Origin of the sequence: Rhodobacter capsulatus, from assembly GCF_052363185.1 — a bacterium.
Taxonomy (GTDB): domain Bacteria; phylum Pseudomonadota; class Alphaproteobacteria; order Rhodobacterales; family Rhodobacteraceae; genus Rhodobacter; species Rhodobacter capsulatus_E.
Genome location: NZ_CP198955.1, coordinates 331,484 through 343,444, shown reverse-complemented (window position 1 = coordinate 343,444; position 11,961 = coordinate 331,484). Strand labels below are relative to the sequence as shown.

Here is an 11,961-nt window from a genome sequence, read left to right as displayed (position 1 = left end):
CCTGCCGCAACGGGGCCGGGATCCGTCCGCTTCCTTTGCCAGCTTGGCGCGCGTTGTCAACCGCCGCGCTTTTCGCGCAGCTTCGCGAACCAGTCGACCCGCTTTTTCAGCTCGCGTTCGAACCCCCGCTCGACCGGGCTGTAGAAGACCGGCCGCTTCATCCCGTCGGGGAAATAATGCTGGCCGGAAAAGCCGTCCTCGGCATCGTGGTCGTATTGATAGCCCGCCCCGAAGCCCTGTTCCTCCATCAGCCGGGTGGGGGCATTCAGGATATGTTTGGGCGGCGGGGCGGAGCCGGTCTTGCGGGCCGCCTCGCGCGCGGCCTTGTAGGCGACGTAACCGGCGTTCGATTTCGGCGCGAGGGCCAGATAGATGACCGCCTGCGCGAGGGCCAATTCGCCCTCGGGCGAGCCCAGCCGCTCATAGGTTTCCCAGGCATGCAGGCAGAGCGTCTGCGCCTGCGGATCGGCCAGCGCGATATCCTCGACCGCCATCCGGGTCAGGCGACGGGCGATGAAGCGCGGATCCTCGCCGCCCTCCAGCATGCGGCAATACCAGTAGAGCGCGGCATCCGGGTCCGATCCGCGGACCGATTTGTGCAAGGCCGAAATCAGGTTGTAATGGCCGTCGCCCGACTTGTCGTAATTCGCGGCGCGGCGCATCAGCCGCGACGACAGCGCCTCGGTGTCCAAGGGCGCCGAGAGCTTCCAGGCCATCACCTGCTCGATCAGGTTCAAGGCCGCGCGGCCATCGCCATCGGCCATTTCCAAAAGCGCTTCCCGCGCCGGGGCCTTGAGCGGCAGGGCCTTGCCCAAGGCCTGTTCCGCCCTTTGCGCCAGCCGTTCCAGATCGGCCAGCGAAAGCCGTTCCAGAACAATCACCTGCGCGCGCGACAATAGCGCGGCGTTCAGCTCGAAACTGGGGTTTTCGGTGGTGGCCCCGACCAGAAGGATCGTGCCATCCTCCATATGCGGCAGGAAACTGTCTTGCTGCGCCTTGTTGAAGCGGTGGATTTCATCGACGAACAGCAGCGTGCCCCGCCCCTGCCCCATCCGCAGCTTCGCCGCGTCGAAGACCTTGCGCAGCTCCGGCACGCCGGAAAAGATCGCGGAAATCTGCACGAAGGCGCGGTCGGTCTCATGCGCCAGCAGCCGGGCAATCGTCGTCTTGCCGACCCCGGGCGGCCCCCAAAGGATCACCGACCCCAGCGAACCCGCCGCCAGCATCGCGCCAAGCGGCCCCTCGGGGCCAAGCACATGGGTCTGGCCGATCACCTCGGACAGATGCTGCGGGCGGATGCGGTCGGCCAGCGGACGCGGGGCCTCGGCCCCCTTGGGTGTGGATGTGTCGAACAGATCGGGCATGGCGGCCCCACCCTATCCCCGCCTGCCCCGGGGCGGAAGGGGCGATTGGCGGGGCCGCCACCGGGCTTACCCCCGGATCAGTGCAGCTTCGCCATCAGGTCGATCGAGACGCATTGATAATCGCCGTCGCCGATGAACAGCACCGGCCCGATCGGCTGGGCCACCAGCCCGCAGCGGCGATACCAGCGCGGCCAGCTTGCGGCGCTGATCGCCAGCAGCCGTGTTGCCCCCTGCTCGCGCGCCGCGCGCCCCATCGCTTCGACCAGCCGGAAATGCACCTTGCGGCGGTCCTGCATCGGGATCTCATGCGACACGAACACGCGCGAGCTTTCCCAGATCGGCGGATCGACCGGGGCTTCGTCCCAAAGCAGGTTTTGCGGGATCGCGCCGCCCAGCGTCCCCCTCTGGGCATCGCGAATCATGTAGCTGTAGATGCCGCAACGCGCGGTGGTCGGGGTCAGGCGGACCCCGGCATAGACCTGACCGCCGTCATGCACCGCGATCCAGCGGCTTTGCGGCGTGTCATATTGGTCGAATTCCATGCCAAGAGCCTCGGGAAGCTCCCAGCGGTTCTGAACGATGAAACTTTGCCGCCTGGCGCGAAAGACATTGGCGAAAAGCTCGCCATGGTTGTGCATGTTGGCAAAGGAAAGTGTGGTGGTCTGCATCGGTCTTCTCCGGGTTGAGGAACGGCCCGGAGGTGACCGCCGCGAGGACCTACAGCAGCCGGTACTCCTTCGCTCTCTGGATTGCTTCGGCCGTGGTTCTGGCCATCAGACGTTCCCGGGCCGACAGAAGGCGGGCCTTGAACGCAGACTGCGTGATGCCAAGCTTCGCAGCAGCAGCAGCATGTCGATCCCCGGCAGCGATGCACCGCAGGGCCTCGATCTGGGCCTTGGTCAGGCCCTCCGGCGGCTGCGCCAAATCATGCAGACGCCGGATCAGTTGCGAGATCGTGTCGATCTCGTCGTCCCGGAACTCCCGCTCTCTCAAGGTGAAAGAGGCAATCGTACGCGAGGTCACCGGCCCGCAGGACACGGTCACCCCGTAATTCAACCCGAATCGCCGCGCCTCACCCAGAATGTTGAACGGATCGGGCAGGGTGAATTCGCTCCAGCGGCAGGCGCCCTCTTCGGAGAAGCCCCAGGCGATCGTCGGATCGCGCAGCGCATAGGCTTGCCGCGTGTAATGGTCCGTCCAGGCATCGGGATAGGTCTGAAATTGCATGATCGGCGCGGCAAAACGGATGTGCAGACCGATGAAATAGCCATCCGTCGCAATGCGACCGATGTCTTTCAGGCACTTGTTGATCTCGGCGTGAATGGACATGTCTTTTTAGACAGGTGCGGCGCGGAAAGATCAACCGGGATTTGCGCAAGAAAGGGGCGTTTTGGCCGCTTTTCGGCATAATCCTGCGCGCAAATGCCCCCGCGCCGAAGCCTTGCCGCAAACAAAAAAACCCGCCCAGAGGGCGGGTTTCCGGCTTCCCTTGCGGAAGGCTTATTCGTCGGCCGCTTCGAAGGCGGCTTCGCGGGCCTTGTCGGCCGCGCCCTTCGCCGAAACGTCACGCTCGACGAATTCGATGAAGGCCATCGGCGCCATGTCGCCATAGCGGAAACCGGCTTTCAGAACGCGGGTGTAGCCGCCCTGACGGTCCTTGTAACGCGGGCCGAGCACGTCGAACAGCTTCGCCACGTCCTTGTCCTGCTTCAGCATCGCCGCCGCCTGACGACGGGCGTGCAGATCGCCGCGCTTGGCCAGCGTGATCAGCTTTTCGATGATCGGACGCAGTTCCTTGGCTTTCGGCAGGGTGGTCTTGATCTGTTCATGTTCGATGAGCGAGCCGCACATGTTGGCGAACAGCGCCTTGCGGTGTTCGTGGGTGCGGTTCAGACGGCGGTAGCCGCGGGCGTGACGCATGATGATCTCCTATTGCGTTTTGCTTTGTGTTGCGCCCCGTGCGTGCGGGGGGCTTCGTTGGGGCATCCTGCCCAGAGTTCCCCGGCTGACCGGGCATTTTCGGGGGGGCGGTCGCCCACCCCCCGGAATTTCTCAGAACTGGTCTTCGAAGCGCTTCGCCAGATCTTCGATGTTCTCCGGCGGCCAATCCTCGACTTCCATGCCAAGGTGCAGCCCCATCGACGACAGCACTTCCTTGATCTCGTTCAGCGACTTGCGGCCGAAGTTCGGGGTGCGCAGCATCTCGGCTTCGGTTTTCTGGATCAGATCGCCGATATAGACGATGTTGTCGTTCTTCAGGCAGTTCGCCGACCGGACCGACAGTTCCAGCTCGTCCACTTTCTTCAGCAGCAGCGGGTTGAACTCGAGCCCGTCGTCGGCATCGGCCTTGGACGCCGATTCCGGCTCTTCGAAGTTCACGAAGATCGACAGCTGGTCCTGCAGGATGCGGGCGGCATAGGCCACCGCGTCCTCGGGCGTCAGCGAGCCATCGGTTTCGATCTTCATCGTCAGCTTGTCATAGTCGAGCACCTGGCCCTCGCGGGTCGGTTGCACGTCATAGGCGACCTTCTTCACCGGCGAATAGATCGCATCGATCGGAATCAGCCCGATCGGCGCATCTTCCGGACGGTTCTTGTCGGCGGCCACATAGCCCTTGCCGGTGTTCACGGTCAGCTCCATGAACACATCGGCGCCATCGTCGAGGTGGCAGATCACGTGATCCTTGTTCAGGACCTCGATGCCCATCGATTCCGAGATGTCAGCGCCGGTCACGACGCGCGGACCCTTGGCCGAGATCGAAAGGCGTTTCGGCCCCTCGACATCCATCTTCAGCGAAATGCCCTTGAGGTTCAGGATGATGTCGGTGACATCTTCCCGCACGCCCGCAACCGAGGAGAACTCGTGCAGGACGTTGTCGATCTGCACCGAGGTGATCGCCGCGCCTTGCAGCGAGCTCATCAGAACGCGGCGCAGCGCGTTGCCCAGCGTCAGACCGAAGCCGCGTTCCAGCGGTTCCGCGATGACGGTGGCTTGCCGTTGGGGATCGTTGCCCGGCTTGATTTCAAGCTGCGTCGGCTTGATCAGTTCGGCCCAATTCTTGTGGATCATGCGCTCTGCCTCCATTCTTGTTCCGGACCCATGTCCCTTGCCCGGAACGCCCGAGGAAAAAACGAAACTGACCGGGCCGCGCGAGGACATCCCCGCACGGCCCGGCTTACTACAATCAATCAGACGCGGCGGCGCTTGGGCGGACGGCAGCCGTTGTGGGCGATCGGCGTCACATCCCGGATCGAGGTGATGTTAAGACCAACCGCGGCCAGCGCGCGCAGCGCCGATTCGCGGCCCGAACCCGGGCCCTGCACTTCGACGTCGACGGTTTTCAGGCCGTGTTCCTGCGCCTTGCGGGCCGCGTCTTCAGCGGCCATCTGCGCGGCATAGGGGGTCGATTTGCGCGAGCCCTTGAAGCCCATCGTGCCCGAGGACGACCACGAAATGGCGTTGCCCTGCACGTCGGAAATCAGGATCTTGGTGTTGTTGAACGACGAGTTCACATGCACCACACCAGCGGCGATGTTCTTGCGTTCCTTGCGTTTGACGCGAGTCTTGTCACGAGCCATGTGCTACCCCTCCCCTTATTTCTTCTTGCCGGCGATCGGTTTCGCCGGGCCCTTGCGGGTGCGGGCGTTGGTGTGGGTGCGCTGGCCGCGAACCGGCAGGTTCTTGCGGTGACGCAGGCCACGGTAGCAACCAAGGTCCATCAGACGCTTGATGTTCATCGAGACTTCACGGCGCAGGTCACCTTCGACGGTGAAATGCGCGTCGATGTATTCGCGGATGGCGAGCACTTCGGCGTCGGTCAGTTCGTTCACCCGACGGGCTTCGGCGATGCCGACGGCGTCCACGATCTGTTTCGCGAACATCGGGCCGATGCCGTGGATGTATTGAAGAGCGATCGGGACGCGTTTCCCGGTCGGAATGTTGACGCCAGCAATACGTGCCAAAGCGTGCTTCCTTTCGTTGCGGTTCCGTGATGCCAGAACCTTTTTTCACAACTTGTCCGGAAAAGATTCTTCCGGACGGCTGAACGCCCGAACCTCCGGCATCCGGAGATTCGGGCGATTCTCATGCGAGACACCGCGACCTAGAGGGTATTTCCGCGCAGGTCAAGCGGTAACCGCCTTACGCCTGCTGATCAAGAATGGCCGCGACCGAGGCCGCGACCTCGTCGATCTCGGCCAGACCATCGACGCCAAACAGATCGCCCGCGTGATAGTAATAGCCGATCAGCGGCGAGGTCTTCTTGTAATATTCCATCAGCCGGATGCGCAGGCTGTCGGCATTGTCGTCGGCCCGGCGGCGCAGGTCATGCGAGCCGCAGGCGTCGCAGGTGCCCGCCACCGTCACCGGCTTCGTCGTGTCGTGATAGACCTCGCCGCAGGCGCCGCAGGTAAAACGCCCGGAAATCCGGTCCACCAGCGCCTCGTCGTCGACGCGCATCTCGATCACCGCATCCAGCTTCTGGCCGATCTTCGCCAGAAGCCGCCCCAGCGCATCCGCCTGCGGCAGGGTGCGGGGGAAGCCGTCAAAGATGAAGCCCGCGCCCTGGCCCGAGGAGAGCTTCTCCTCGATCAGGCCGATGACGATTTCATCCGTCACCAGCTCGCCGCGGTCCATCACCTCGGCGACCTTCTTGCCCATTTCGGTGCCCGAGGTCTTGGCCTCGCGCAGCATGTCCCCGGTGGACAGCTGCACCATGCCGCGTTCCTCGACCAGCTTGCGGGCCTGGGTGCCCTTGCCTGCGCCGGGCGGTCCCAGCAGGATGATATTGGCCATGCTTTCCTCCCTCAGCGCCGCGTGGGCGCCTTCTTCGTGGCCGATTTGCGTTTGCCGCGCAGTTGCGAGCGTTCGATGAGCCCTTCATATTGGTGCGCCAGAAGATGCGACTGCACCTGGTTGATCGTGTCCATCGTCACCGAGACCACGATCAGCACCGACGTCCCGCCGAAGTAGAACGGCACGCCCAGTTCCGTCTGCAGGATCGTCGGCAGCAGGCAGACCAGCGCCAGATAGCCGGACCCCAGCACCAGAATCCGGGCCACGACATAATCCAGGTAATCCTCGGTCTTCTTGCCGGGGCGGATGCCCGGAATGAAGCCGCCCTGATTCTTCAGATTGTCCGCCACCTCGTCGGATTTGAAGGTGACATTCGCGGTGTAGAAATAGGCGAAGAAGACGATCATCCCGGCGTAGAAGGCCAGATAAAGCGGCTGGCCCGGGCCGAAATAGGCCAGGATCGTCGACATGATCGGCCCGGTGTTGTCGCCCGAGAAGGTCGAGATCGTGGTGGGCAGAAGCAGCAGCGACGAGGCGAAGATCGCCGGGATCACGCCCGCCGGGTTGACCTTGATCGGCAGATGCGAGGAGCTGCCGTCATAGATCTTCATCCCGACCTGACGGCGCGGATACTGGATATGGATCTTGCGCAGCGCCCGTTCCATGAAGACGACGAAAGCGATGACCGCAACCACCATGACCATCATGCCGATGGTGATCGGGATCGAGCTGTTGCCGGTCGCCCGGCCCTGCGCGAAGAACGAGGCCGCCGCCGCCGGAATTTCCGCAACGATGCCGACGAAGATGATCAGCGACACCCCATTGCCGATGCCGCGCGCGGTGATCTGCTCGCCCAGCCACATCAGGAACATCGTGCCGCCGACCAGCGTCACCACGACCGAGGCGATGAAGAACAGCTGCGGCACCGCATCGGTGGCCATGCCGCCGCTGTAGAGGCTGGTGGCCAGCCCCCAGGCCTGAAAGGTCGCCAGCGCCACCGTCGAATAGCGGGTGATCTGGTTGATCTTCTTGCGGCCCTGCTCGCCTTCCTTCTTCATCTGCTCCAGCGCGGGCACCAGCGCCGTCATCAGCTGCACGATGATCGAGGCGGAGATATAGGGCATGATGCCAAGCGCAAAGACGCCCATCCGACCGAGCGCGCCGCCGGTGAACATCGACAGCATGCCGCCGATCCCCTGCGAGGCCCGTTCCATGAAATCGCGCAGCGCGTCGGCGTCGATGCCGGGCACCGGAATATAGGTCCCGAGCCGGTAGATGATCAGCAGCCCGATGGTGAAGAAGATGCGCGCCCTGAGATCGGTGGCCTTGCTAAAGGCCGACCAGCTCAGGTTCGCCGCCATTTGCTCTGCAGCAGATGCCATGCCCGTCTCTTTCATGCGAGAAGCGCCGCCAGACCGTTCTCCGGTCGGCGGCGCCTGGAAAACTGTTGCCTATGTAAGCGGGCCTTGGCCCGTTCACAACCGATTATTCGGCAGCGGCCGCAGCAACGGTCAGCGTGCCACCGGCTTTCGCGACGGCTTCGACGGCCGCGGCGGAAGCGCCGGTCACGACCAGCGTGACCTTGGTGGTGATTTCGCCCTTGGCGAGAATGCGGATGCCGTCACGCTTGCGCGCAGTGAGGCCCGCGGTGATGATCGCGTCTTCGGTGATCGGCGCCGAGGCGTCCAGCTTGCCCGCGGCGATGAATTTCTCGATCAGGCCGAGGTTGACGACGGCATATTCCTTGCGGTTGGGCTTGTTGAAGCCGCGCTTCGGCAGACGCCGGTAAAGCGGCATCTGACCGCCTTCGTAGCCGCCGATGGCGACGCCCGAACGCGATTTCTGACCCTTGATACCACGGCCAGCGGTTTTGCCCTTGCCCGACCCCGGACCACGCGCAACGCGCTTGGATTTCTTGGCAGCCCCCGCGTTGTCGCGGATTTCATGAAGTTTCATGTCGCTTCTCCTTTGCCGGAAGATGCCCCCGGAAGCGAAACCGGAGCACACACGGCGTTTGTTGTTGATTCTGTGGCTGGGCCACCGGGGGCGTATAGCGGTGCGGGGGCGGCGGGGTCAAGCCTCCTGCTCAACCGTCATCATGCAGCTCCAGTCGTCTTCCTAGACTTAAGACGCTCGACCAGACTTTTGTGCTGGAAACGCGCTTTGACAATTTCTTTGGCAAGCTCGATTGATAGCTCTGCCTCCTCCCGATCTATCATCGCATAACTCTTCGCTTCGATGTGTGCGGCGTCGTTACCTAGTGCCTTAAGTTCGTCCATCGCATTAAAGAGCTCTTCAGGCAGAGTAATCTTCGTCCGAAGCCCTTTGAGCCTGTCGTGAAGCGTACGCCCCTCAACGCCCGCGTCTTCGCATAACTCTTCCAGCAACCGCCTCACCATCATCGCGGACGCTCGAAACGATCCGGCCGAATGGCACGCAATCGCCTCCTTTAATGTAGCTGCAATTGCCGCGGGAACATCTTCAAAGCTGCACTCAAGCAACTCGGGCGGTGACACAGATAGAGTTTCTTGCGCCGATGAAGTGATTGTGAAAACGAGCCCACAGCATTTTGGATTTGGGCACATACGAACCGCCGCGGTTACTATGTCGTAGGAGGAACTGATCGCTTTGCGCTTTTTGTAGCGTAGCCCACCCACGACACTTCCGAATGTGCCAAGGGCGGAGCAGTGCGGGCAGCGCAACTGTATGGAGTAAATTTTATTATTCTCCACAACTGCATCGACTTGATCGACTCGAAAAACGTTGGGGATCTCGAAGGAGTCTATGCTCATGGACTCAACCTCCGTCAGCCGTACGAATGCTTCCCAATCATAATTTTGGGGCGCCCAAATGGGCGTCCCACCTAACCCTCACTCCTCCTCGAAGAACCCCCAGCCGTCGGCGATGAACCCATAGATCGCCGCCATCAGCGTCAGCTTTTCCTCCTCGGCCCAAAGGTTCTCGAAGGTCAGCACCACCGGCCCGGTGGTGATTTCAAGGCAATCCTCGTCGTCCTCGTCATCGGCCTCATACCATTCGACCGTGTAACCCGCGGCCTCGGCGGCCTCGGTGAAGCCGTCCCAGTCGGCTTTCGGCTCGTCGGTGACGAACTGGAAGTTGATGCAGGCCTTCTCGGGCAGCGATTCCATCGACTGGATTTCGCGAAACACCTGTTCGGTCTCGGCTTTCTGCTGCTTCAGGTCCATGATCGCCTCCTTGGTTGCCCCACCGTCCTAAACGAAAAACGCCCCGGGGGATACCCGGGGCGTTCCTCAATCTTCGCGAAGGACGCTCAGCCGCGCTCTTCGATGATCTTCACCAGGTGCGAGATCTTGTTGACCATGCCACGGACGGCCGGAGTGTCTTCCAGCTCACGGGTGCGGCGGATCTTGTTCAGGCCAAGACCCTTGAGGGTCGCGGTCTGGATGGCCGGACGACGGGCGGCCGAGGCCACCTGTTGCACGACGATGGTTTTCTTCGCCATCTCTCACACTCCTCAGGCTTCGGCCGCTTCAGCGGCGGTCTTCGGCAGGATGTCGGCCACTTTCTTGCCACGGCGCGCCGCGACGTTGCGGGGCGAGGCTTCCAGCTTCAGACCGTCGATGGTGGCGCGGATCATGTTGTAGGGGTTCTGCGACCCGATCGACTTCGCGACCACGTCCTGAACGCCCAGCATCTCGAAGACAGCGCGCATCGGACCACCGGCGATGATCCCGGTCCCGGCCGGAGCCGTCCGCATCACCACCTTGCCGGCGCCGTGACGGCCTTCGATGTCATGGTGCAGGGTGCGGCCATCGCGCAGCGGCACGCGGATCAGCGAGCGTTTCGCCTGTTCCGTCGCCTTGCGGATCGCTTCCGGCACTTCCTTGGCCTTGCCCTTGCCGAAGCCGACGCGGCCGCGCTGGTCACCGACCACCACGAGCGCGGCAAAGCCGAAGCGTTTCCCACCCTTCACGGTTTTCGAGACGCGGTTGATCGCAACCAGACGATCGGCGAATTCCGGGGTCTCTTCGCGCTCGGCGCGACGCTCCCGGCGGTTTTCACGTTCTGCCATCAGGCATTCCTTTCGTGAATGGCGTGGGGTCACGCCGTTAAACCAATCCAGGTGGGCAGCCCCAAAGGGACCGCCCCCGGATCATCGGGAGGGCTGCACAGCCCCCCACCAGGCTCAGAACTTCAGACCGCCTTCGCGGGCTGCGTCGGCCAGAGCCTTGATCTTCCCGTGGAACAGGAAGCCGCCACGGTCGAAGTAGCAGGTTTCGACCCCGGCTTTCTTCGCACGTTCGGCGATCGCGGCACCGATCTTGGTGGCCGCTTCGACGTTGTTCTTGCCGACGCAGCCGAACTCTTTTTCCAGAGTCGACGCGGCAGCAATCGTCACGCCTTTGACGTCGTCGATCAGCTGGACGCTGATGTTCTTCGACGAGCGATGCACCGACAGACGGGCGCGGCCATTGGCCATCGCCTTCAGTTTGTTCCGGACGCGCAGGCGGCGCTTGAGGAACAGCTCTCGTTTGTTGTTCGCCATTTTTGCGCCCCTTACTTCTTCTTGCCTTCCTTGCGGAAGATGAACTCGCCCTTGTAGCGGATGCCTTTGCCCTTGTAGGGCTCGGGCTTGCGCCATTCGCGGATGTTCGCGGCCACCTGGCCGACCAGTTGCTGGTCGATGCCTTCGATGGTGATTTCGGTCTGTTTCGGGGTGGCGATGGTCACGCCAGCGGGCACCTCGAAATTGACTTCATGCGAATAGCCGAGCGACAGCTTCAGGATATTGCCCTGCATCGCGGCGCGGTAACCCACGCCTTGAATTTCCAGGTCTTTCTTGAAGCCGGTGGAGACGCCGGTGGCGAGGTTGGCAACCATCGAACGCACCATGCCCCATTGCTGGCGGGCGCGCTTGGAGGTGCCACGCGGGGTCACGGTGACGGTCGAGCCGTCGATCGCAACCGTCACGTCGTCGGTGGCGGTGAAGCTGCGGGTGCCTTTCGGCCCCTTCACTTCGATGGTCTGACCCGACAGCGTCGCGCTGACGCCCGCGGGCAATTCGACCGGTTTCTTGCCGATACGAGACATCTGACCCTCCTTAGAACACGGTGCAGAGCACTTCACCGCCAACGTTGGCAGTGCGTGCGGCCGCGTCCGTCATGACGCCTTTCGGCGTGGAGACGATGGAAACGCCAAGGCCGTTGCGGACCGAGGGGATTTCCTTGACCGAAGCGTAAACGCGACGACCCGGTTTCGAAACGCGCGCAATCTCGCGGATCACCGGGGTGCCTTCGTAATACTTCAGGCTGATCTCGAGCTCCGGATGGCCGTCGGTCGAGGTCGTTTTCTCATAGCCACGGATGTAGCCTTCCGCCGCAAGCACATCGAGCACCCAGGCGCGCAGTTTCGACGCCGGGGTTTTCACGGTGGACTTGCCGCGCATTTGCGCGTTGCGGATGCGGGTCAGCATATCGCCGAGGGGATCGTTCATGGACATTCCCGGTCTCCCTTACCAGCTCGACTTCACCATGCCGGGGATCTGGCCGAACGAGGCCAGGTCACGCAGCATGATCCGCGAGAGTTTGAGCTTACGGTAGTAAGCATGGGGACGGCCGGTCAGTTGGCAACGGTTGTGCAGACGCACGGCCGACGAGTTGCGGGGGAGTTCCGCCAGTTTCAGAGTCGCCTTGAAGCGCTCTTCCATCGGGCGGGACTGATCTTCGATGATCGCCTTGAGCGAGGCGCGCTTGTTGGCGAATTGCTTCACCAGCTTGGCGCGCTTCACTTCGCGTTCAACCATGGATTTCTTGGCCATAAA

At 62.6% G+C, this 11,961-nt stretch carries 18 protein-coding genes; all 18 read right to left on the bottom strand.

Annotated elements, in window-relative coordinates:
* Window positions 1–56: 56 nt before the first annotated feature.
* Entirely contained in the window at window positions 57–1,364 is a 1,308-nt protein-coding gene (locus ACTTAG_RS01785; RefSeq protein ID WP_444463902.1) for a replication-associated recombination protein A, read from the bottom strand.
* A gap of 77 nt (window positions 1,365–1,441) precedes the next feature.
* Window positions 1,442–2,032: an acyl-homoserine-lactone synthase gene (locus tag ACTTAG_RS01780; RefSeq protein WP_444463901.1), complete on the bottom strand. Its 591-nt coding sequence runs from the start codon at window positions 2,030–2,032 to the stop codon at window positions 1,442–1,444.
* Between the two features lie 49 nt (window positions 2,033–2,081).
* The gene (locus ACTTAG_RS01775) at window positions 2,082–2,693 is read right to left on the bottom strand and encodes an autoinducer binding domain-containing protein (RefSeq protein ID WP_444463900.1); all 612 of its coding nucleotides are present in this window, start codon (window positions 2,691–2,693) and stop codon (window positions 2,082–2,084) included.
* Between the two features lie 171 nt (window positions 2,694–2,864).
* Window positions 2,865–3,284 carry a 50S ribosomal protein L17 gene (rplQ, locus tag ACTTAG_RS01770; protein ID WP_013066072.1) on the bottom strand — a complete coding sequence of 140 codons (420 nt, stop codon included), beginning with the start codon at window positions 3,282–3,284 and terminating at the stop codon, window positions 2,865–2,867.
* A gap of 132 nt (window positions 3,285–3,416) precedes the next feature.
* On the bottom strand, window positions 3,417–4,433 hold the full coding sequence (locus ACTTAG_RS01765) for a DNA-directed RNA polymerase subunit alpha (protein ID WP_444463899.1): 1,017 nt from the start codon (window positions 4,431–4,433) through the stop codon (window positions 3,417–3,419).
* Window positions 4,434–4,552: 119 nt separating this feature from the next.
* Window positions 4,553–4,942, bottom strand: coding sequence for a 30S ribosomal protein S11 (rpsK, locus tag ACTTAG_RS01760; protein WP_013066070.1), 390 nt, complete (start codon window positions 4,940–4,942; stop codon window positions 4,553–4,555).
* Window positions 4,943–4,957: 15 nt separating this feature from the next.
* Window positions 4,958–5,326 carry a 30S ribosomal protein S13 gene (gene rpsM / locus ACTTAG_RS01755; protein WP_136908052.1) on the bottom strand — a complete coding sequence of 123 codons (369 nt, stop codon included), beginning with the start codon at window positions 5,324–5,326 and terminating at the stop codon, window positions 4,958–4,960.
* 178 nt (window positions 5,327–5,504) lie between these two features.
* Entirely contained in the window at window positions 5,505–6,158 is a 654-nt protein-coding gene (locus tag ACTTAG_RS01750) for an adenylate kinase (RefSeq protein WP_444463898.1), read from the bottom strand.
* 11 nt (window positions 6,159–6,169) lie between these two features.
* A complete protein-coding gene (secY, locus tag ACTTAG_RS01745) occupies window positions 6,170–7,540 on the bottom strand; it encodes a preprotein translocase subunit SecY (RefSeq protein ID WP_444463897.1) in 1,371 nt (456 codons plus the stop codon).
* 103 nt (window positions 7,541–7,643) lie between these two features.
* Window positions 7,644–8,114, bottom strand: coding sequence for a 50S ribosomal protein L15 (gene rplO, locus ACTTAG_RS01740; protein WP_444463896.1), 471 nt, complete (start codon window positions 8,112–8,114; stop codon window positions 7,644–7,646).
* A gap of 140 nt (window positions 8,115–8,254) precedes the next feature.
* Complete coding sequence (locus ACTTAG_RS01735; RefSeq protein ID WP_444463895.1) at window positions 8,255–8,950, bottom strand: DUF4145 domain-containing protein; 696 nt, start codon at window positions 8,948–8,950, stop codon at window positions 8,255–8,257.
* 78 nt (window positions 8,951–9,028) lie between these two features.
* Window positions 9,029–9,364, bottom strand: coding sequence for a ribonuclease E inhibitor RraB (locus tag ACTTAG_RS01730; RefSeq protein WP_013066064.1), 336 nt, complete (start codon window positions 9,362–9,364; stop codon window positions 9,029–9,031).
* An 86-nt stretch (window positions 9,365–9,450) separates the two neighbouring features.
* Entirely contained in the window at window positions 9,451–9,642 is a 192-nt protein-coding gene (rpmD, locus tag ACTTAG_RS01725; RefSeq protein WP_013066063.1) for a 50S ribosomal protein L30, read from the bottom strand.
* Between the two features lie 12 nt (window positions 9,643–9,654).
* Window positions 9,655–10,212: a 30S ribosomal protein S5 gene (gene rpsE, locus ACTTAG_RS01720; RefSeq protein ID WP_444463894.1), complete on the bottom strand. Its 558-nt coding sequence runs from the start codon at window positions 10,210–10,212 to the stop codon at window positions 9,655–9,657.
* A 114-nt stretch (window positions 10,213–10,326) separates the two neighbouring features.
* Complete coding sequence (gene rplR, locus ACTTAG_RS01715) at window positions 10,327–10,686, bottom strand: 50S ribosomal protein L18 (protein WP_444463893.1); 360 nt, start codon at window positions 10,684–10,686, stop codon at window positions 10,327–10,329.
* Between the two features lie 11 nt (window positions 10,687–10,697).
* The gene (gene rplF, locus ACTTAG_RS01710) at window positions 10,698–11,231 is read right to left on the bottom strand and encodes a 50S ribosomal protein L6 (RefSeq protein WP_444463892.1); all 534 of its coding nucleotides are present in this window, start codon (window positions 11,229–11,231) and stop codon (window positions 10,698–10,700) included.
* Window positions 11,232–11,241: 10 nt separating this feature from the next.
* Window positions 11,242–11,640 (bottom strand): 30S ribosomal protein S8, encoded by a 399-nt coding sequence (rpsH, locus tag ACTTAG_RS01705; RefSeq protein WP_444463891.1) that lies wholly within the window; start codon window positions 11,638–11,640, stop codon window positions 11,242–11,244.
* A gap of 12 nt (window positions 11,641–11,652) precedes the next feature.
* Window positions 11,653–11,958 (bottom strand): 30S ribosomal protein S14, encoded by a 306-nt coding sequence (rpsN, locus tag ACTTAG_RS01700; protein ID WP_013066058.1) that lies wholly within the window; start codon window positions 11,956–11,958, stop codon window positions 11,653–11,655.
* Window positions 11,959–11,961 lie beyond the last annotated feature (3 nt).